The organism is Psychromonas sp. KJ10-2 (assembly GCF_047323255.1).
In the GTDB taxonomy this organism is placed as follows: Bacteria; Pseudomonadota; Gammaproteobacteria; order Enterobacterales; family Psychromonadaceae; genus Psychromonas.
This window is the reverse complement of sequence record NZ_CP178827.1, coordinates 456,667-478,358: the sequence shown is the minus strand read 5'-3', so window position 1 is coordinate 478,358 and position 21,692 is coordinate 456,667. Positions and strand designations below refer to the sequence as shown.

Here is a 21,692-nt window from a genome sequence, read left to right as displayed (position 1 = left end):
TAGCGTGTTTTAGGTACTAGGTGGCTTTTTGATAACCAACAAAAGGAATCCGTTTGACGAATAACTTAAGCGCTTGCCAATAAATACCCAATACAATCTTGCCCGTCATAATTGGAATTTGGGCCCAGATTTTAAATAAATTTTGTTTATTAAAAGCCTGCTTCTTTAACGAGAGGCTTGCTTCAAACAGTTTTAAAAAGTCTTGATTGTCTTGGTGATAACGTCTGTTTTCAATTTTTACCATCATGTGATTGCTGTCAACACTTGGCGCTCTTACTTGCCAACTATAACTCATATCTAAATCCATAAATGGCGACACTTGGAACACTTTATCGGTTATTTTTAGTTGTTTATCTTTACTTAAATCAACCAAATAATAATGTCTTTCATTCCAAGGTGTATTACTTACTTCTGCTAACATTTGTGTACAGTTATCATTCACATCGTAACAAAAGTAAAAATTAACTGGGCTAAAGTACAATCCAAAACATCGCACCTGAACTAACATTAATATGCGTGTAATATCCTCATGCCCTTCAAGACTTTTTATTTTATTTCTAATACGTTGCGAAAGTTTATTAGGTTCACTTCTTAGATAATCTTTCTCTACAAATCGTAATGGGTGAAACCGGGAGTATCCAAAAACACCCACCCCTTGCTTTTCTTCTGCTAATTTATCTACATCTAATGCCAACATAAATAGCTTAGCATTAAAGTGATGTTTTTTAGGGAGAAAGCGATGATGCACCACATTGCCCACATAGATTGCGCTGTGTTCGAAATTGGTAGACTGTGTATTGTGGTTTTCCATAACGATTATTTCTCAGCAAAGGCATCAAGATAGCAATCAAAACGCTGTGCAACTTCTACTGCACTTTTTACACCATCCTCGTGAAATCCATTGTGCCAATAAGCTCCAGCAAAATGAGTATGTCGCTTTCCACAAATAGTGTCTCTTTGTTGTTGAGATTGAATAGATTGCAATGAGAATACTGGATGATAATAAGTAAATTCCCTTAAAATTTTATCTGCATCTATCTCCTCTTTTTGATTCAAGGTTACACAGAAAGTCTCCTCACTGTTAATTCCTTGCAATATATTCATATTGTAGGTCACACTCGCAGCTTTATCTCTGTCATCGCTTAGTTGATAGTTCCAACTAGCCCACGCTTTTTCTCTGTTAGGTAATAATTTAGTATCTGTATGTAACACCACAGAGTTTTCGCTGTACGGCATTCCGGAAAGTATTGACTGCTCCTCCTCTGTAGCATCACTTAGTAACTGCAAAGCCTGATCGGAATGACATGCGATCACGACTTCGTCAAAGGTTTGCATATCAGAGTGCATGTCAAAATGAAGCTGTACTTGCTGGTTTTGTCTTGTAATACCGATAAGCTGTGTATTTAAATGAATGCTATCCTTAAAAGGTTCACATAAAGGAGCGAGATAGCTGCGCGAACCATTAGGAATAACATACCATTGCGGTCTATCTGCGATATTCAGTAAACCATGATGATGAAAAAACTGCACAAAGAAACGAAACTCGAAGGTTTCCATTTGCGCTAAGGAGCTTGACCAAATAGCAGCGCCCATGGGTAATATGTAATGTTCAGCAAAGAACGCACTGAATTTATTACTTTTTAAGAAATCACCTAAAGTAGCGCCTGGTTGATAGTTGTTTTGTTCAAAAATAGCTTTACATAGTTTGTTAAATCTTAAGATTTCTTTAACTAATAGCCAAAATTTAGGTTTAAATAAATTACTACGTTGGGCAAATAAAGTATCAAGATTATGGCCATTATATTCAAGGCCGGTTTGACAGTTATGTACTGAAAAGCTCATCTCAGTGGCTTGTTTGCCTATGCCTATTTCATCTAATAATGCCAGATAATTTGGGTAGGTTTTGTCATTAAACACAATAAACCCGGTATCAATGGCGTAAGGGATACCATTTTTTTCAATGTCTACTGTGGCCGTATGCCCTCCAATGTAGTCATTTTTTTCAAAAACCGTTACTTTATGTTTTTTAGATAATAGATAAGCAGCCGTTAATCCTGAGATGCCAGAGCCGATGATGGCGATGTTTTTCATTGAGTTATCCCTTGATGATTAATTTTCGCCAAATCCAATTTGGCATAAAAGAGAGGAATTTAAGAAGCATAGTTAGACGTTTAGGAAAATGTGCATACTCTTTACGACTGTCGATTGCTTTAGCGATATTCAGTGCAGCCTGCTCACTGTTTAAAAGAAATGGCATAGGGAAATCATTTTTATCTGTTAAAGGTGTTTTAATAAAACCAGGATGAATTAAAGTAACGTCAATTTTTTCTTTGAGTAAGTCTAACCTTAAGCTGTTGGCCAGATAATCAACACCTGATTTTGAAGCACCATAAGCTTCACTACGCTGAAATGGCATTAAAGTGGCACTTGAACTAACAAATACAACTTGCCCGCCCTGACGTACTTTTGGTAGTAGATACTGCAATAACCAGCCTAATGAGATTAAGTTTGTTTGAATAACATCGGCGAACAATTCACCATCAAACTGTTTAGCATCATCGATGTAACGACAGTTTCCTGCGTTTAGCACCAGGATATCTAAACTGTCTACCGATTTTGAAAAAGCTTCAATTTCAGAGGGAATAGTCATATCAAACTGTCCAATCAGCTTTGCTTGCTGAGCCATTTCTTGTAATTTTTCTTTATTACGCCCACAGGCAATAACGTTATCACCCTGCTGTTGATAATGCTTAAAAAGTGAGTGACCGATGCCCGATGTAGCTCCAGTGATCAATATGTTTTTGGCTGTCATTATTGTGCCGCCTTAACTTTAATCCAATGAATGAGTTTACCTATTAAGGGCAATTGTTCGTATAACATAGCCCCTAAGTCTAAATAATCACGGTGGTATATAATTTTATTATCAAGTGCTATTAACTTAGAAGTACCTTGTACTGACACAAAGTTTCCGCCATTTAATTTGGGATGTTGATAAATCATTTCCCAATAGATAGCTGCTTGTTGGTTATCAATAATCACATCATTGATAGAGAAGGTACAACTGCTTAAATTTTTGTATAGTCCCTCAAAGTAGTCATGTAAGTTGGATAAACCATGAATCTCATGAATAGGATCAATGAATGTCACCTCTTCAGCGTAAACTTCATCCAATAAATTAAGATTATTAAATGAAAGTTTTTGATAAATGGAAATAAACCTACTTAACCATTCAGGATATTGTTGATCTATTACTGACTGCTCTATATTCATTGTATTACCTTAAATAAAATCCATCTAACGTCGATCAAGCAATACCCTAGGCTGTTTATTTTATCTATTATTTATAGAAAGCTAGTGCATTTAATCTTGCTTCTTTATGATCGACAATCGCTGGCCAATAAATAGAGAGGTGATTTTCCTTTATATATTTATGTGGAAAATGTATCTGTTTATCGGGCAAATTGCTTAGTTCTGGTAAGTACTTACGAATAAAAGTGCCTTTAGGATCAAACCTTTCGCTCTGCGTAATTGGATTAAAAATCCTAAAGTAAGGTTGAGCGTCGCAGCCAGTGCTTGATGCCCACTGCCAACCTCCGTTATTAGACGCTAGATCCCCATCTATTAGGTGCTGCATAAAGTAGCGTTCACCAACACGCCAATCAATTAATAAATGTTTAGTTAAAAAGCTAGCCACTACCATGCGTAGTCGATTGTGCATCCAACCTGTTTGGTTCAGTTGACGCATGGCCGCATCCACTAAAGGGTATCCAGTTTTTCCCTCACACCAGGCGGTAAATAGAGTGTGATCATAAGGCCATGACACTTGCTGATATTTATCATTAAAACATTTGTGCTTACAAAGGCTCGGCTTTGCAAATACAAGGTGACGATAAAACTCACGCCAAATTATCTCATTAAGCCAGCAAAATTCTTGGCTATCGCTACTGGTTAATATGTCCGGGTATTTATCTAATAAGGTTTTGAAAACATAACGAGGGCTTAACACCCCTGCCGCTAGATAAGGTGAAATACCACTTGTCCCTTTGACACTCGGTATATCGCGAACATTTTTATAATTCGACACTTTGAGTCGATAAAAAAGCGGTAATGCTTTCTCTGTTAGTTCGCTGACCAAAGGCCATTTACTAGAAAGTGACGCCTCTATTGGTTTTTCAACTGTGGTTGATGAATTGGTTAATCCTGGCAAATACTGATAACCATGTTCTCTTACATAAGTTAACCAAGCACGTTTAAAAGGGGTAAATACTTTATACATTTCACCTGATTTAGTGACGACTTTACCTTTCGGTACAATCACATCAGCTTCAAACAAAATTAAGGGAATTTGTTCCTTTAAACAAGATTGATCACGTTGTTGCTCGTTTACTTCTAATTCGCTGTTTGCAACAACCTGTTGTACATCATGGTCAGTACAGTATTTTTTTAAATATGCTACTTGTGCTGTAAAGCCGTCGACTTCAACAAGCTCTAATTGAACGTTAATAGAAGCGAGTTCTTCCACCAGTGCAACAGCATGGCGCTTAATAAAGTCTATTTTTATGGGGGCCCAATCATGCGCTAACCACTGTTTTTCTGAAATAAAAAATACTGCTTTAGCAGTTTTTTTAGGGGTAGAGTGATTAATGAAATGAGTGAGTGCAGGGTTATCATTGGTTCTTAAGTCATTACGAAACCAGAGTAATTGATTCATAGGAAGTGTGTATTCCTGTTAGTAATATAGGGGAAAGATAATCGCCACAACTGTCAGATGAAAAGTGGCGTTATGGAAGTGATGGTTAGTAAGCGTAACGCAGTCTTAACTGTTCAGGGTATGGCTGAAGGTACGATTGCCCTTTAAGATAGTCTTTTGGATACTCTCTTAAGTAGTGATTTATCAAAGTTAATGGTGCAATAAGAGGCAATAAACCTAATCGGTAACCATCGATTTGTTCACACAATTCTTTACGTTGTTCTGCAACTAGATGCTTAGAAAAATAACCTTGAATATGCGTCAGGGTATTCACATGGTTTTTACGCGTTGCTGGAATTTTTAAAGCTTCCATTAATCCAAAAATATATTTGTCTGCTTTCTCTGCCAATGGCATATCAACGTCAGCTAATAATTGCCCCAATTTTCTGTAAGCCACTAAATTGTGGCTCATGACTGTGTATTTATAATGGCTATGGAAGGTCGTGAGTTTGTGTTTAGTTAAACCAGACGCACTCACTTTTTGCCAATGTTTATATGCATAAATACGTGCAACAAAGTTTTCACGTATATGCATATCATTTAAACGACCATTTTCTTCACAGGGTAGTAAAGGATTAGCTTCCATAATCTCTTTTGCAAAGGCACCAACGCCATCAGAAGCGAGGGAGTTCCCCTCTTCTGAATAAATCTTAACACGCTCCATACCACAGCTTGGACTCTTAGCGCAGAAAACATAACCACTCAAGTGCTTGGTCATCTCTGCTACTTTTTTTCCATAAGCTTGTAATGCCTCAGTGACATCACCAGAACCATCCGGTCGTGCTACTGTGATGACATCATCTTTGTTAATCAAGCGAATAGTTGGACGCGGAATAGGCAAACCAATCGCCACTTCAGGACAAAAAGACTCATACTCAACATGCTCTCCTAACTCATCAATACAAAAACGAGAAGGTTTATTACTTGCATCAAAACGTACCTTCTGACCAATTAAACACGCACTGATACCAATTTTAATTTCTTGTTTCTCGACTGAATAAATCACTATTCGCTCCTTTGAATAAAAAACCTAAACACTAATAAATAAATGACCCGATTGGGTTTAATAGCTTATTAATACCTTGAGTAAAGTGTAGTGCATCATTAGCAACTGTGTAACATAGGCACCCATTTTGTGAGACCGGATTATGTGTAAAGGTGCCATCTAATAAAATAAAATCACCTTTATTGTATTCACCTCTACTATCTGTGAATGAACCATCAAGTAATACCGTCAATTCAAAGCCTTTATGAGTATGTGCTGGAACACCACCGCCTGGATTGATATGTAACAAGCTTGAGTGAATTTCGTCTTCGTTAAGTTGTAAACGAGAGCGAGATAACTTTCCAATATTAGCGGCTTTACCTAACTCAATTCGACTCAATGCAGTAGGCAATTCATATGTTTTATCTCGAAACACTACTTCACGTTTAAGAGCTTCAGTAACTACATCAGCATCATCGTTAAATGTGATATTACTGATCATTGACTCGAACAGGTCATCTTCAGCTATATCATCAGAAAATGAGGTGAAACTATCTGACTTTAAGTCATCTAAACGCACTGGCGCTTCTTCAAATGAGTGCTCAGCCACTTGTTCTGTTAACTGCGCTATTGTATGTTGGCATTCAGGACACATATCCGCGTGGATACTAATGCCGATCGCAAGTGAAGCTGGTAACTCAGCATTGACATAAGATTGTAATAATTCAAATTTCGGATGATGCTTAATCATGTTCTTCTCCTAACTGCACTTTTAATTTAGCGAGCGCTAAACGTAGCCTGGATTTAATCGTGCCAAGTGGTAGGTTAAGATGGTTGGCAAGCTGCTCTTGCGACATCTCCATCAAATAGAAACCTTTAACCACTTGCTGCTGCGCTTCGGGTAATGCATCAATGACACGTAACAGTTGATTACTTTCAAGATGATCTTCGTATGCTTGGTCTTCGGTTACTGCACCTTCTGCAATTGGCCAAATATCATCACTTAAATTATCTTCTCGATTACTTTTAACTTTTCTTAACAAGTCAAAAGTGACATTACGCATTACCGTATAAACCCATGTCGTTGCGGCACCTTTATTTGCGTCAAATAAATGTGCTTTACGCCAAACATTACTCATGGTTTCTTGAACCACTTCGTGGGATTGAGCTTCATTAGGAAATTTACTGCGTGCTATACGCTGTATTTTAGGGGCGAAAAATTTAAAAAGATGAGTAAACGCAATTTTACAGCGTTTATCAGCAACTTGATTAAGCCATTCGGTTAGTTGGGTGTGATCAATATTTTCATTCATGCCGTTAGATTTAGCATGACTTACCCCTGTTGGCAATTTAGTTTGTTCGACTACCATAATTATTTCCCTAATTTGGACTCTGGCAATCAATACGCTGAGTACAAATTAAAGATCACTGGGTTAATGAAAAATATAATATATTTTGTGAGTTTTATTGTGAAATGATTGAATGCACTAATTTTTTAGCTTCTGTGTAAGACGACTCGAGTACGAATTTATTTTTAATATCAAAAGGAATTGGCAATAATTCCAACCATCTTGATACAGTCCAATACGGGTTGTTTGGTAACTTATCATGGTAAAGTTCGTTTAATAGCTTATTACTCTCAAATAGTGATTTCAAAGAACCTGATAATGACGCTAACTCTGTTGTTGAACTTTTTTGCGACCAATGTTTATGTACTAACGCATCAGCAAACAATAATTTATCTGTATCTTGTTGTATATTTTCCAACTCAACTAAGCAATCACAACTGACATCTATTTCTAAGACGCCATCTTTCCCTTGTTCAAAGTTAATGATATTAACCCAACTACCCCATCGGTAAGCTTGCGTCGTACTTTGTTTGTTAGAAGAAATAACAAACCCACCTAATTGAGTTGCGAGCCCAACCATTTTCAAATAACGAGGCTCGAAAATTCTTAAACGCGTAATACCACCCGGTAATAAAAATAGATCTAAAGGAAACACTGGGAGATTAGTTGTTTTGCCTGACATAATTGGCCCTCTTTATTAAAAAAATGAGCATAAAATCATGCTCATTTTAATGTACGAAGTGCTAGCTAAAATGGTTCATAAAGATTGTCAGTAAATACCGTTAAATGACAATCAGTAAGGAACAATAATTGCCGGTTATTGACAACCTTATACAGATGCTTGTTTATCAAAAAAGAGCCTGACATTAGCTACATTTACACCAAGTTGTCAGTAAATAATGTTAGATGACAATAAATAAGAAATAGACATTACCGGTTATTGACAGCCTTATACAGATGGTTGTTTATCAAAAAAGAACCTGACATTAGCTACATTTACACCAAGTTGTCAGTAAATAATGTTAGATGACAATAAATAAGAAATAGACATTGCCGGTTATTGACAACCTTTTACAGGTGGTTGTTTATCAAAAAATAGCGTGACATTAGCTACATTTACACCAAATTTATTGATAGCTGTTTTATTGATGACTCTATGCTGATCAAGTTGATACATCCAATCATCCATACTGACTTGGTAGGTGCTGCCATCTACGGGCAACAATAATGTATAGGTTAAATTGAACGCAAAACCTTGTTGCCAGCCAATAGCTTCACCAATAACATCTTCCGCAGTGCCTATGTAGTGTCCATCGGATTGTTGTGAAAAATGCCAATTTCGATAGCTTATCTCGCCATCATCAAAGTAAAACTTTTCAGCCAATACCCCATCGCCGTTCTTCCAAGTACCTTGTAATTCAACACAAAATCGCCTTGTGACCACATCACTTGCGTCTTGAATTGTGCCCCATGCAGTCACATTACCGTTAAAGTACTCTTTAATATCAAATGCATTTTTATGTTGGGAGTAATCATTTAAATCCTGCGAGCAACTACTAATGGCAAAGCAGCTTAATAAAGTTACAGTGGTAAAAGACAGTTTATTCATGACGCGATTCCTAATAATTTATCTCTTAAAGCTGGTTGAGTGGTATTCTCAGAAAACCAAATAGCCAAAAAAATAGTCGAAAAATCAGGGTTATCAATACTTCCAATTAATTGATTATTGTAATAAAACGCGCTTTTCCCTGACTTGGTTACAAAAGCAAGTTGGTCACCCTCTTTGATATCAGGCCACATACTTTTTAATTGGGAAACATATCCTTGATAGCGATCTGGTTTAAATTCTAGGTGTTGCCACTGCTCTACGGTTTTCTCTATTAAGTCTTCTGAGTCTATATTTTTAAGATAATTTATTTGATAAACCACTGAACCTGCTTTATCAGGAAAACGCCCTGAAGTCGTCGATAACTTACTTTTATAAATATCCCAGATAAATACAGAGAAAGTCGCCTTGCCAACAAGTTTAGTAGGCGATGAGTTTAACAATTCAGGTAATGTAGTTTGCCAGTCTGTTAATGTTTTTGAAGTTGATGTTGATGCAAAGGCAACATTAATTGATAGCAGTAACACTATCAGTCCGTTCACAATATTAAGCATATTGTATTTCCTTGTTTAACATGATTGATTTTAAATAATAGAAAAGCAGGAATAAGCTTCCCCAAATAACAGCAAGTGTTAAATAACTTACTGTCCATGAGTAACTAAATTCAACAGCATTGAAATTTGTTCCTGCTAAATAACTTAAAGGTGCAAAACCACCACCCACTAAGACCTGAGATACTTTAGATTTATTTAGAAAAGATAAACTATGACAAAGAGTACTGGCAAAACAAGCCCATAAAACAATTAACCAAAATGGGATTAACGCTGAATCTGGAAAATCGAAAAAGTGAATAAAGTGCAAGAAAGAATCCACTGAAGCCCCTATAACAGTCACTAATAGCACTAACCTAACTTCATTAGTTAGCTTCGATTGTAAAATAAAGTGATGTAATAACATGACTAAGGCCACTGGAATAAATATATTGCCAAAATAGACTAAACCAAACCAAGCTAGGTTAAACCCCAACATATTGATAATCATCAGCACTGCTCCCCTATTCTTACTCTGATTAATATAATAAGCATACGTCAGTAAGCAGACTTTAGATCTCTTTATAAAGCCTTAACCCTTATTCCATAACGATTGTTTTTTTAAACGGGTAAAAAGATACAAATACGGACTTAAAATCTGTTTATTAATCAGATTTAAGCCTACAAACTGCTCCCTAATATAGTTATAATGTTCTGATAATGAATTAATAATCTTTACAATCACTTATGATTATTTCTTAATAAAGTATTGGTAAATTATTTTAAGGGTGTTAAAAGCTCAAAAATAGGACACCACATAATAGCGAGGCTTTATGTTAGCAAAACGAATTATTCCGTGTTTGGATGTAAAAGATGGACAAGTTGTTAAAGGAGTACAATTTCGTAACCATGAAATTGTCGGCGATATAGTTCCTCTTGCTAAACGTTATGCCGAAGAAGGCGCGGATGAACTGGTTTTTTATGATATTACAGCCAGTTCAGATGATAGAGTAGTAGACAAAAGTTGGGTAAGCCGTGTAGCAGAAGTTATTGATATTCCTTTCTGTGTTGCAGGTGGGATTAAGACTGAAGAAGATGCACAGCGCATATTACAATTTGGTGCTGATAAAGTATCGATTAACAGTCCTGCATTAGCTGACCCAAGCCTTATTAATCGTCTAGCTGAAAAATTCGGTACCCAATGTATTGTTATTGGTATCGACTCTTACTTTGATGAAGAAACCGGGCAACACCAAGTAAAACAATTCACTGGTAATGAAGCTGCCACAGTCACCACCAAATGGAATACATTTGATTGGATCAAAGAGGTGCAATCACGTGGAGCTGGTGAAATTGTATTGAATGTAATGAACCAAGATGGCGTTCGATGCGGATACGATATTGACCAACTTTCTCAAGCGAGAGCAATTTGTCATGTTCCATTAATTGCATCAGGCGGTGCTGGCGAAATGGTTCACTTTGCCGATGTCTTTAATAAAGCCGATGCTGATGGTGCATTAGCTGCTAGTGTATTCCACAAACAAATAATTAATATTGGTGAGTTAAAATCTTACCTTAAAACAGAGCAGGTAGAGATACGTTTATGAGTTTAATGAAAGAAGAACAACTAGCTACGTTAGATTGGGCTAAAGTAGATAACCTAATGCCAGTAATTGTACAGAACCAAGTTTCTGGCAAAGTATTAATGCTAGGTTATGTTAATGAAGAGTCACTAGCCGCTACCCTTGAGTCTGGAAAAATGACGTTTTTCAGCCGTACTAAACAACGTTTATGGTGTAAAGGTGAACAATCAGGTAACTTCTTAAATGTTGTTGAGATCAGTTCTGACTGTGATAACGACACTTTATTAGCGATTGTAAATCCAATCGGTCCTACTTGTCATTTAGGCAATGAAACCTGCTTTAAAAATGAACAAGAACCATCACTAAGCTTCATTTCTGATTTAGAACAAGTTATCAAAAGCCGTAAAGGTGCTGATCCAAAGAGCAGTTACACAGCTAGCTTATATGCACGTGGTACAAAACGTATCTCGCAAAAAGTTGGTGAAGAAGGTGTTGAAGTTGCATTAGCAGCAATGGCAAAAGATATGGATGAGTTAACTTGTGAAAGTGCTGACTTGTTATACCACCTGACAGTGTTATTGCAGAATGAAGGTTTATCATTAGCAGATGTGGCAGCAAAGTTAACTGAACGTCACAGCCAATAATTAAATACTAAGCTCAAAATTAAAAAACCGCTCCCAGTTATCTGTAAGCGGTTTTTTTGTAATCGATAAAAGTCAATATCGACTAGGCTTGTTGTTTACGCCAGAAAACAAAACCAACCAAGGCAGAAAATAAAATAAACAGCATACTAGGTTCAGGGACAGTTACTGGTTCAGTTAAATTAACGGTATCTACATCATAATTAATTACACCAGTGAATAATGAATCATGTACTTCACCATTTTGGTCAAAATTATTAACAACGACAGAACCTTCAATAGGTGTTGCATTCGTAAGGTCAGCAAATGGTGCTAAAACACTACCGTTAATTTGTTTAACTAAATCAATCTCAGTGGCTTCAAAGAAATTCCAAATAATATTCTCTCGAAAAGCGTCACTAGTAATATTACCAACAGCATTACCTAAACTCGAATCGTTAACCGTTTCACCTGACACATTAATAATAATTGCTGATGGTGACTGACCATTTAAGTCAATATCATATTGCTGAACTAAGTTATTTTCAAAAAAACTATCGGAAGTGATATTAAACACTGCTAAGTCACTTCCAACTGAATCACCCACTTCGAATGAAGCAGCAGATGGTTGGCCGTTAGTTGATTTTAATAAAGTAGAATTAACGGCTAATTCAGATAGGTAACCGGAAAAGTTAACAAACTCTGACTTTATCAGATCAAAATCATATTGCGTTGTATCATTAGACACTGAGTTTGAATTAATATTACCATTATTTATCCCAGCAATAACTACATCATGACCGTTTGCATTAACATTTGTACCAGATAATAAATCACCACCGACGACTAACACACTGCCAATAGATGAGTCATTCTGAGGCAGATGAGTACCATAATTAGAATTAGAGCCTGATAAATCACCAGCAACAATGGTTTTGCCTTCAACTTCACTGCTTGAAGTTAAATCATTTAATACAACTAAATTATATTCATTTAGTGTTTCAAGAGGGCCTGCTAAACCAAAGTTAACATAACAGGTTAAAGTGACTGCCATCAGCGCGTTAATTTTTTTCATTTATATATCTCGATGCAAATTTAATATTCGCACTCTTAAAGCAAATTTTATACCAAAACAGGTAATTCATTGAAATGTAAAGTGTTAAAAATTAATTAAAAAGTGGTGCTTTATGTACTGTAAATTTAATCGACAAAATTAGTTAACTAAATACTATTAATTAACTTAAATTATCCGTAATCAAAACCTCTCTCATTAATCTGTGATGGTCATTATGATTAAATTCATTACCATAAATATCTAATATCATATGTTGTGAATATTGTAATTTATCACCAGAAAGAGTCATCTTTTTTTGCAATGATTTTGTTGATGCCTTTGTTTGTAAAAATGCAGATTCGGTAATTGGCCAATTAGGACAATTTAAACGAGCTTCAACTTCAAATACAGTTGAGCGTTTTGTGATTGCTTTACCGCCAGCAAGCACAGAAAGCCCTCGGGGTATGGTCAAAGAGTTGATAACATTCTCAGTACCTTGCTCCCATAACCAGTAACCCACTTCACGATGAATGATTTTTCCCGTCGAGTTTCTTTGTACTAACTGAGTGTATTGTACTGCGCTCAACGTTTGTTCTTCGGCATTAGATGTTTCACCTGCTTCTATAAAAACAAGCGTTTCAAAGTAGTCATTAAGTTCTGTAGACCCATCTGCTTCGGGGGATTTATCTTTACCTTTATTGCCTTTCCATGTACCAATTAACCCAGCTAATGGTCCGTAATCGATTGGGTCTTGCTCCTGCATATTGTTGCCTTTTATTATTAATAATTTTTTGTGAGGAAGGTTTTGAGCAGGATTATATATAAATATCAGGAGCTTTAGTAGAAATTACTACTTTAGTGTAGTGGCAGAATGAATGACTGGTAAGCAGTTATTTAACACTAACTACTTACCACTGATTCAATTATCCATTGATGGTTTGTCTTCTTTTTTGATAAGCACTGATAACCAACTCAATAGCTGACAATAAGATGAGGGTATAACCTAAAGTTTCTGTGCCCTCTTCTACAATATTTTTAACGATACGGACATATTGTTCGCCCATCACAGAGTGCCAAAATGAACCTCGTCCCATTAGTCGTGAAAACGCTACAAGCGTAATAAACCCAGATAAGAACACACCATAACTTGGCAGAGTAGTGTAGGCTTTTAAAGCCTTATATATCTGTGATAACTGACCTCGTAATGAACATATTAACGCGATGAAAATCATACATACCAAGATCTGCCAAGCACCATCAAATACATGATGATCCAATAACGAGTCAGACTCTCTAACAAACATCATCGCTAATAACGCAGCTAATATTTTACCAATAATATTTGATGCATTATCTAACTTAGCTGCCCATAGAAACAACATACAACTACTGAAAGTTAATAGGTCTTGAAGATGTTCAGTCAATGTATGTTCGCTATATTGAGCATGAGTATGAAGTTGGTAACCTTCCATATTGATCAATATTGCCACTACAGAAACAACGATTAAATAGAGTAAAGCGCGAAGTAAAAACATAAATAGGGTCTGCCATGATGATTTTCATCTCACATATTTAATGAGATGAATGAGTTAAAAATTGATTTCGTATAGCTCAAAAGCCTATTAACGATCTCAACAGCACAAATTTATAAATTACACTTTTAAAATACCAATCATGTTCAATAACGTCTCTATCACGTAAGGAGTTAACCTAAGTTATGATAGTTAAGTGGTAGAATACAATTGTATAAACAAGCAATCTTCAGAGATAACTTTAATAGTAAATTACTCTTTTTCTAATAAGATTGCCCTGAACCTATGAGCGAAAACTCTTAACGTTGCGACTTTATCAACACCATTAATGGCTTAATCTACATCCATTGAATATAGATTAGTGGTTTAATGTTTTTGACAAGTGTTTTACTGAAAATAGAATTAATTTATTAATGATGAAAGAATGGTTTAATATTCTTTAATTCTCATCAAGTTAAACTCATTAATCCTTTAATGATGATTTAATACCGCTATGCTAACTATATTAAATAATAGAAGTTGCTTGCTTTATAAAGCCTAATTAATAAAGCGCGAGATTATAACAAGAGAGAAAGAGTAATACAGCTATTTTAACAAAGTAATAACATTATTCTTTGTAAAGAATAATGAGCAGAAACCTTGGATGGAAATGCCTACAGCTACCCCAGAATAGAGGCAGCTTAGAATAGATTAATGTTGCTTTAAAGCACGCTTAACAAAGGCTTTAGTTCGCTCATGCTCAGGATTAGAAAATATCTGTTGAGGTGTGCCCTGCTCTACAATGTAACCATCTTCCATAAAGATCACTCGGTCCGCGACCTCTTTAGCAAATTGCATTTCGTGGGTCACCACAATCATGGTTTGTTTCTCGAAAGCTAATTGTTTCATCACCGCTAATACTTCATCAACCCATTCTGGATCTAACGCTGACGTTGGCTCATCAAATAAGATGACTTCACCTTTTGCTGCCATTGCACGTGCAATACCAACACGTTGTTGTTGTCCACCCGATAACTGTGAAGGATAAGCATTAAGTTTTTCGGCTAAACCTACTTTTACTAAAATAGCTTCAGCTGTTGATAATGCTTGCTGCTTAGGAACCTTCCAAACAGTAATCAAACTTTCGGCTACATTTTGTAATGCCGTTTTGTTTGCAAATAAAGAATAATTTTGAAATACAAAACTACTTTGTTTACGTAATGCAGTAACATCTTTGGCTTTATGATCCACCGCGTCGATACTCGCCGGCCCAATAGTGATTATACCTGTAGTCGGTCTTTCCAGATAATTTAGGCAACGTAGTAATGTTGATTTACCCGTCCCTGATGGGCCGATAATCACTACAATTTCACCTTTAGCAACTTCAAAGTTTATCTCTTTGAGCACGGCTAAATCACCAAATTTTTTACTTAATTTAGACACGTTGATCATAATTAATAAGCCTTATTAAGTCTGTATTCTAATAAATGTTGAATACGCGTGAAGAAGATAACGACTACCCAGTAAATCACTGCAACAGCTAAGAAACTTTCAAAAAATTTAAAGCTAGAAGAGGCTTCCATTTGCGCTTTTGCCATAATTTCAGCGACACCTAGAGTGAAGGCTAAAGAAGTACTTTTAATCATATCGATAAAGTAATTCATTAAAGATGGGGTCGCTACACGTGATGCTTGAGGTAATATAACGCGTTTCATAGCCTGTAAGCGTGTCATACCAATACTAAGACAGGCTTCCATTTGCGATTTATCAATGCCTAAGATAGCTGCTCGAATACTTTCTGCCATGTATGCAGAAAAATGTAATGACAGACCAATAATAGCGGCAGTAAATGCATCCATACCGACAAAGATAGGCATGAACTGTGGAAAACCATAATACAGAAGAAATAACTGTACTAATAAAGGTGTACCACGAAAAAATGAAATATAAAGTGACGCAAGGTGTTGAATAAAAGCAATTTTAAATACTCGCACTAGCGCTAAACCAAGCGCGAGTATTAATGCAAATAAGAACCCCCAAAGTGCCATTTCCATTGTTACCCCAAGATACTTAAGTAAAATGGGCATTAATTCAATTATGTATTGAAGATCAAAAGAACTTTGCATAAAAACGACTCTTTAAGGATTAATATTATTGTGTAATGTCTGTACCGAACCACTTATTTGAAATCTCAGCTAATTTACCGTCAGCGCGCATTGATGCTAAAGCAGTATTAACTTGATCACGGATAGCTAATTGAGATGGTTTGTTTAAGAATGGCATCGCATTTTTAATTTCTTCAAATGGGTGACCAGCTAATTGTAATGGTAAACCCGCTTCTTTAATTAATTGAACTGAAGATACGCGATCCATCACAAATGCATCAGCACGACCTAAAGCAACATCTTGCTCGATACCTGTATCGTAAGTCACGATATTGATTTCGTTGTTAGTATCGTATTTACGCAGTACTTCTTCAAAGTTACTACCTAGGTTAACAGCTACTTTTTTACCTTTAAGGTCTTCGATACCTTGAATATCATCGCGGCCTTTACGAACTGTAACCTGAACACCGTCAATCACGTAAGGTGTTGAGAATGCATATTTAGCAGTACGTGCTTCAGTAATAGTGATTTGGTTAGAGATAGTATCGATATGACCTGCTTCTAACATACCAAATAAACCAGAAAAACTTGCTGTTACATATTCAACTTTGTAATCTGAACGTTTTGCAATTTCATTCCATACATCAACTTCAAAGCCTTGTAGTTTATCTTGCTTAGAGAATGTGAATGGGAAGTAACGACCAGACATACCTACTTTCACAGTTTCTTGTGCAAATACAGGAACAGTTAATAAACTACTTGCTGCTACGAAAGCAATCAGTGCCTTTTTAAAAAATAATTTCATAGTAATCCCTATATAGGTGGTGTTTCCAATATGCTAATTAAGATCCATCTATTTTCAGTAGCAAGACAATTATCTTTAACAACTAAAAATAACCTTTAATTACCGTTATTGGGTTAGCTATAGTAAAAGTGTCATTAAACCTATCTATTATTGTTTAATGAGATAATTATTATTCCAATAATCAAACTAGCGATATTAATAGAAAGCGAGTTAAACTTTTAATAACCGACTATCTAACTTTTATACCTAGACAGTTTGTTACTATTAACACAATCTTTGTTTATTAATTGAACTAAATGATTATTTGTCAGAAAAACAGCCAAATTCTACCGTAAAATCAATATTAAAATCATCAAAATAATTGATTCTAAAGCAAAACACTGCCATGCAACTGGAAATGTGCAGCGAATAGTAAACTACTATTGCACCCCTGTCGTTTAGGATTTTATAACTTAATGTTATATAATAGAGAGTTAGCCCTTCTCTGCTTGAGAATAGAACAATTTATCAGCACTTAGCCAATAGCAATATAATCTGCATGATTTTTTATACGTGAGATCCAAGCCAAAATCGCCGGATAACCATTTAAATCAAAGCCACCTTCATAGGCCACATGCGTATAAGCAAACAAACAAATATCAGCAATACTAAAATCATCGCCGACTAAATAGGGATAATCTTGTAACCTTACTTCCATCACGCCTAAAGCTTTATTACCGCCCGCTTGTTTACCCGCTAACTCCTCAAGTCGGTCTGCTGGGCTGCCTAGGTATTTATGAATAAAACGTGCGACGGCAATGTACGGCTCATGGCTATATTGTTCAAAGAACATCCATTGCATGCAAATTGCTTGCTGATATTGAGTTTCAGGAAACAATTCACTTTGTTGTGCTAAATAATAAAGAATAGCGTTGGATTCAGATAAAAACTGTTGATCTTCGGTGACGAGTAACGGGATCTTTGCGTTGGGGTTCATGGCTAAAAAGCTATCTGTACGGGTTTCCCCTTTTAAAATATCAACCTCAACCCAATCATGCGGTATCTGTAATAAAGCACATAATAATTTCACTTTATAACAATTGCCTGACAGGCTATCTCCGTATATGGTTATTGGCATACTCTATCCTTAGGGTACTGTAGTACCGCACAATGACACAAATCATAAATGAGCGTAGCTCTCCTGACCTTATCCTGGTAAAGAAAACACTAACAATAATGGATTACTCCAAGCATGGCGACAAAGCCTAAAATAAACACGATGACAGCACTGTATGTTAATAATGCTTTAAGATCAAAATCCCCCGTTACTTTACACTCATTCTGCGAACTTTTTTAATGGCTTAAAACTATTCAAACAAGCCACCAGCAGATAATTTTATTAGCCTATACACAGGCTTTGTAATAAATAGAATGTTCAAAGACAATTAGGATAATAAATAAAATAGGCGCTTTCTCACATTATCATAGGTATCAATAGATTAAATACTAAACTATGCGTTAAGAAACAACAAAACTGCACTGATTGAGGTAACTTATAGGCCTATTTTGAGTAAAGGGATAATGTTGTGACAACTAATAATATGCCATTAGGACGCCGTATTAATACTTTATGTTTTTTATTATACTGCATTACCTTGATTATTAGTCTCCACACACTATGGCAAACCAGTTACCAGTCATTACAAATCAGCAACCAGCAACAATTAGAGCGCTTTAAACGTCACTTAGATAGTCAACTTGGACACTATGCGTTTATTCCACAGTTATTATCGGCACAGGATGTCATCTTTAACGCGTTTCAATACCCAAATAATCCATCTGTCATAGATAACATCAATAAACATCTGCAATCTATAAATAACATCGTCACTGCGTCTGACACTTACTTACTTGATAAACATGGGACTACCATTGCAGCCAGTAATTGGCAAAAAGACACTACTTTTATCGGCAACAATTTCGACTTTCGTCCCTATTTCCAAGATGCAATACAAGGGCAGCGTGCGCAGTACTTTGCGTTAGGATCTCGTTCAGGAAAACGAGGTTACTATTTTTCCTATCCAATTAAGAATGAACAACTGGTGATTGGGGTTATCGTGGTCAAGATGGACCTTTCTTTAATTGAAAAGGATTGGATAGGCAAAGAGCAGGATTTTTTGGTTACCGATAACGATGGCATCGTATTTATTTCATCAAGAGCAGATTGGCTATTTCATAGTTTAAAACCTTTATCGGAACAACAGGTCAGAGCCATCAATAATGAAAAACGTTACTTACAGCGCCCGATACCATCTTTACCACCTATTTATGGTGCATTAGATAAGCAAGCAAGTTTACTTACTTTAGCGAATAAACGCCCTTTCTCTAATTATTACTTATCCTTGTTCACTGTCTCTGAAGATAAGCAATGGACAGTAAGAGTCTTTGCGCCGATTGTCCCTATTATTATCGAACTATTAATTTTAACCTTAATAATCACCTTACTTTATTTACTCATCTATCTCTCTTTAATCATGGTTAAACAACAATTACATCGCCACCAAGAACAAGTTCGTTTAGAAGCGAAAGCAAAACAAACCTTAGAAATGACGGTATTAGAAAGAACGTCTGCGTTACAGGCGGAAATCGAAGAAAGACATAAAGCGGAAACAGCTTTACGCTCAACTCAAAAAGAGCTTATACAATCAGCCAAACTCGCAGTATTAGGACAACTATCCACCAGCATAAGTCATGAATTAAATAACCCTCTCTCAGCCATTCGCAGTTATGCTGATAACGCCATTGTTTATTTGGACAGAGACAAACTAGATAATGTTCATGAAAATTTAACGCGTATCACTTCCTTAACCGAACGTATGGCCAAAATTAGTGCACAACTTAAATCTTTTGCGAGAAAATCCGATGGAGAATTACAAGTAGTCGCGTTACAGCCGGTAATTTTAGCGGCACAAGAGTTACTTAAAGCACAATTTAAAAGTCAACAAGTTGAATTGACATTAGATATGCCAACCACCTTCATTGAAGTTAAAGCTGACGCTATCCAACTAGAGCAAATTATTATCAACCTACTCTCTAATGCTTTGCAATCCATGCAAGGTAGTCAGCAAAAACAGATAAAAGTAAGGCTTAGCTATAACGAAAATGAAGCGATTATTAAAGTACTGGATAAAGGTACAGGCATAGATAAAAACCACTTAGCACAGCTCTTTGAACCTTTTTTTACCACCAAAAAAACAGGATTAGGGTTAGGCCTTTCTATTTCACAACAAATTATTAATAACATGCAAGGTAAATTAACTGCCCAAAATAGACAAGAGCAAGGCGCTGAGTTCACCATTAGCCTGCCAATCTATCTGTCCCTTAAAACAGTTAATGAAAACAGCAGTAAGGAGCACGCTCAATGATATTTTTATTGATGATGAAGAGGATATGCGCATCGCTCATCAACAAAGCTTTGCTTTAGCAGATATACAAGCACAATGTTTTGCTGACGCAGAATCCGCGTTAGTGGCAATGCAAAGCCACTCTCCCTTAATGATCATCTCCGACATTCGTTTACCTGGGATCACAGGTCTACAACTGTTAAATACAATACAGCAAAAAGACGCCGACTTACCCATTGTGTTAATTACCGGTCATGGTGATATCTCTATGGCAGTAGAAGCAATCAGAAATGGCGCTTATGATTTCATAGAAAAACCCTTTGCCTCAGACAGGTTAATAGAGATAACCCGTAAAGCCATTGAAAAAAGACAGTTAACCCTGGAAAACCGCGAATTAAAAAGAGCCCTACAAAGTAAAGATATATTAGGCCCTAGGATCATAGGCAATACACCAAGTATTGTTGCTTTAAAGCAGATGATCTGCCGAGTTGCTGATAGTCATGCGGATATATTACTTTATGGTGAAACGGGGACAGGCAAAGAGTTAGTCGCGCGATCATTACACGAACAAAGTCAACGCAGTGAGCATAACTTTGTTGCAGTAAATTGTGGGGCAGTACCTGAAAACTTAATTGAGAGTGAGCTATATGGCCATGAAAAAGGCGCGTTTACCGGCGCAGAATCGCAACGCATAGGTAAATTCGAATATGCACAGGGAGGCACTCTATTTCTTGATGAGATTGAGTCTATGACGATGCAAGCACAAGTTAGGTTGTTAAGAGTATTACAAGAGCGTACTTTAGAAAGAGTCGGCTCTAATAAAGCCATAGACTTAGATATCAGAATCATAGCAGCAACAAAAGTAGATTTAAAAGAAACCGAAGATTTTCGACAAGATCTCTATTATCGCTTAAACATGGTCACTTTAGACTTACCGCCATTACGCCAACGTAAGGAAGATATTGCTCCGCTGTTTCATCATTTTTTACTCGTCGCAGCAGCACGTTATGGAAAAGCAGCACCCGCGCTCCCTGCTGATTCGTTACAAGCCTTAATCAGTCATGATTGGCCTGGCAATGTCAGAGAATTAAGAAATGCCGCAGAGCGATTCATCTTATTAGGAAGTTTATCAGATTTGAATCAAGCCAATAATAACATTAACGCTGGCTTAAGTTTGTCTGAACAAGTTGAGGTATTTGAAAAGACCTTAATAGAGCAAGCCTTAAGTATCAGTAATGGCTGTATTAAAGACACCATGGAAGCACTTACCTTACCGCGTAAAACCTTATACGATAAAATGCAAAAACATGGCTTACAAAAGCAGAACTTTAAAAGTGAGGAGTAGAGTGAAATAGCGAGGAGTAAGAGCCAGTTACTTATTCTAATTACTTTTGTTAAATACAAAAATGCT

Annotated in this window: 23 protein-coding genes; 4 read left to right on the top strand and 19 right to left on the bottom strand. The window is 36.3% G+C overall.

What is annotated here, in order from left to right; all coding sequences use genetic code 11:
• Positions 1–16 precede the first annotated feature (16 nt).
• From ACLKL2_RS02325 to ACLKL2_RS02270, 12 genes are all read right to left on the bottom strand, one after another.
• Positions 17–811: a DUF1365 domain-containing protein gene (locus ACLKL2_RS02325; protein ID WP_413693231.1), complete on the bottom strand. Its 795-nt coding sequence runs from the start codon at positions 809–811 to the stop codon at positions 17–19.
• 5 nt (positions 812–816) lie between these two features.
• Positions 817–2,091, bottom strand: a complete 1,275-nt coding sequence (locus ACLKL2_RS02320) for an NAD(P)/FAD-dependent oxidoreductase (RefSeq protein WP_413693230.1) — start codon at positions 2,089–2,091, stop codon at positions 817–819.
• Between the two features lie 4 nt (positions 2,092–2,095).
• The gene (locus ACLKL2_RS02315; protein WP_413693229.1) at positions 2,096–2,812 is read right to left on the bottom strand and encodes an SDR family NAD(P)-dependent oxidoreductase; all 717 of its coding nucleotides are present in this window, start codon (positions 2,810–2,812) and stop codon (positions 2,096–2,098) included.
• A complete protein-coding gene (locus ACLKL2_RS02310) occupies positions 2,812–3,270 on the bottom strand; it encodes a nuclear transport factor 2 family protein (RefSeq protein ID WP_413693228.1) in 459 nt (152 codons plus the stop codon). Before ACLKL2_RS02310 ends, ACLKL2_RS02315 begins: the two co-directional genes overlap by 1 nt.
• Positions 3,271–3,337: 67 nt before the next feature.
• A complete protein-coding gene (gene phrB, locus ACLKL2_RS02305; protein WP_413693227.1) occupies positions 3,338–4,711 on the bottom strand; it encodes a deoxyribodipyrimidine photo-lyase in 1,374 nt (457 codons plus the stop codon).
• Positions 4,712–4,796: 85 nt separating this feature from the next.
• Entirely contained in the window at positions 4,797–5,756 is a 960-nt protein-coding gene (locus tag ACLKL2_RS02300) for a YbgA family protein (RefSeq protein WP_413693226.1), read from the bottom strand.
• Positions 5,757–5,787: 31 nt separating this feature from the next.
• Positions 5,788–6,486: a ChrR family anti-sigma-E factor gene (locus ACLKL2_RS02295; protein ID WP_413693225.1), complete on the bottom strand. Its 699-nt coding sequence runs from the start codon at positions 6,484–6,486 to the stop codon at positions 5,788–5,790.
• Positions 6,479–7,105, bottom strand: coding sequence for a sigma-70 family RNA polymerase sigma factor (locus ACLKL2_RS02290; protein ID WP_413693224.1), 627 nt, complete (start codon positions 7,103–7,105; stop codon positions 6,479–6,481). Before ACLKL2_RS02290 ends, ACLKL2_RS02295 begins: the two co-directional genes overlap by 8 nt.
• 94 nt (positions 7,106–7,199) lie before the next feature.
• Complete coding sequence (locus ACLKL2_RS02285) at positions 7,200–7,766, bottom strand: LON peptidase substrate-binding domain-containing protein (RefSeq protein ID WP_413693223.1); 567 nt, start codon at positions 7,764–7,766, stop codon at positions 7,200–7,202.
• A 375-nt stretch (positions 7,767–8,141) separates the two neighbouring features.
• A complete protein-coding gene (locus ACLKL2_RS02280; protein ID WP_413693222.1) occupies positions 8,142–8,693 on the bottom strand; it encodes a DUF3833 domain-containing protein in 552 nt (183 codons plus the stop codon).
• On the bottom strand, positions 8,690–9,244 hold the full coding sequence (locus tag ACLKL2_RS02275; RefSeq protein ID WP_413693221.1) for a chalcone isomerase family protein: 555 nt from the start codon (positions 9,242–9,244) through the stop codon (positions 8,690–8,692). Before ACLKL2_RS02275 ends, ACLKL2_RS02280 begins: the two co-directional genes overlap by 4 nt.
• Positions 9,237–9,731 carry a DUF2878 domain-containing protein gene (locus ACLKL2_RS02270; protein ID WP_413693220.1) on the bottom strand — a complete coding sequence of 165 codons (495 nt, stop codon included), beginning with the start codon at positions 9,729–9,731 and terminating at the stop codon, positions 9,237–9,239. Before ACLKL2_RS02270 ends, ACLKL2_RS02275 begins: the two co-directional genes overlap by 8 nt.
• Before the next feature lie 322 nt (positions 9,732–10,053).
• Here ACLKL2_RS02270 and hisF point away from each other — a divergent pair, with 322 nt between their 5' ends.
• Positions 10,054–10,827, top strand: a complete 774-nt coding sequence (gene hisF, locus ACLKL2_RS02265; protein WP_413693219.1) for an imidazole glycerol phosphate synthase subunit HisF — start codon at positions 10,054–10,056, stop codon at positions 10,825–10,827.
• Positions 10,824–11,447, top strand: a complete 624-nt coding sequence (gene hisIE, locus ACLKL2_RS02260) for a bifunctional phosphoribosyl-AMP cyclohydrolase/phosphoribosyl-ATP diphosphatase HisIE (RefSeq protein ID WP_413693218.1) — start codon at positions 10,824–10,826, stop codon at positions 11,445–11,447. The genes hisF and hisIE overlap by 4 nt, the downstream gene beginning before the upstream one ends.
• An 82-nt stretch (positions 11,448–11,529) precedes the next feature.
• Here hisIE and ACLKL2_RS02255 read toward each other — a convergent pair whose 3' ends face one another.
• From ACLKL2_RS02255 to ACLKL2_RS02225, 7 genes are all read right to left on the bottom strand, one after another.
• Positions 11,530–12,498 carry a collagen-binding domain-containing protein gene (locus tag ACLKL2_RS02255; protein WP_413693217.1) on the bottom strand — a complete coding sequence of 323 codons (969 nt, stop codon included), beginning with the start codon at positions 12,496–12,498 and terminating at the stop codon, positions 11,530–11,532.
• A 160-nt stretch (positions 12,499–12,658) separates the two neighbouring features.
• Positions 12,659–13,240 (bottom strand): heme-binding beta-barrel domain-containing protein, encoded by a 582-nt coding sequence (locus ACLKL2_RS02250; protein WP_413693216.1) that lies wholly within the window; start codon positions 13,238–13,240, stop codon positions 12,659–12,661.
• Between the two features lie 160 nt (positions 13,241–13,400).
• Positions 13,401–14,012: a hypothetical protein gene (locus tag ACLKL2_RS02245; RefSeq protein WP_413693215.1), complete on the bottom strand. Its 612-nt coding sequence runs from the start codon at positions 14,010–14,012 to the stop codon at positions 13,401–13,403.
• A 687-nt stretch (positions 14,013–14,699) separates the two neighbouring features.
• Positions 14,700–15,440 (bottom strand): amino acid ABC transporter ATP-binding protein, encoded by a 741-nt coding sequence (locus ACLKL2_RS02240; protein ID WP_413693214.1) that lies wholly within the window; start codon positions 15,438–15,440, stop codon positions 14,700–14,702.
• Positions 15,441–15,442: 2 nt separating this feature from the next.
• Positions 15,443–16,075 carry an amino acid ABC transporter permease gene (locus tag ACLKL2_RS02235; protein WP_413694231.1) on the bottom strand — a complete coding sequence of 211 codons (633 nt, stop codon included), beginning with the start codon at positions 16,073–16,075 and terminating at the stop codon, positions 15,443–15,445.
• Between the two features lie 64 nt (positions 16,076–16,139).
• Positions 16,140–16,898, bottom strand: a complete 759-nt coding sequence (locus ACLKL2_RS02230) for an amino acid ABC transporter substrate-binding protein (RefSeq protein ID WP_413693213.1) — start codon at positions 16,896–16,898, stop codon at positions 16,140–16,142.
• A gap of 514 nt (positions 16,899–17,412) precedes the next feature.
• Positions 17,413–18,009 carry a glutathione S-transferase family protein gene (locus ACLKL2_RS02225; protein WP_413694230.1) on the bottom strand — a complete coding sequence of 199 codons (597 nt, stop codon included), beginning with the start codon at positions 18,007–18,009 and terminating at the stop codon, positions 17,413–17,415.
• Positions 18,010–18,463: 454 nt separating this feature from the next.
• On the opposite strand from ACLKL2_RS02225, the gene ACLKL2_RS02220 reads away from it, so the two are divergent.
• Entirely contained in the window at positions 18,464–20,302 is a 1,839-nt protein-coding gene (locus ACLKL2_RS02220; protein WP_413693212.1) for a sensor histidine kinase, read from the top strand.
• On the top strand, positions 20,271–21,626 hold the full coding sequence (locus ACLKL2_RS02215) for a sigma-54-dependent transcriptional regulator (protein ID WP_413693211.1): 1,356 nt from the start codon (positions 20,271–20,273) through the stop codon (positions 21,624–21,626). The genes ACLKL2_RS02220 and ACLKL2_RS02215 overlap by 32 nt, the downstream gene beginning before the upstream one ends.
• Positions 21,627–21,692: the final 66 nt, after the last annotated feature.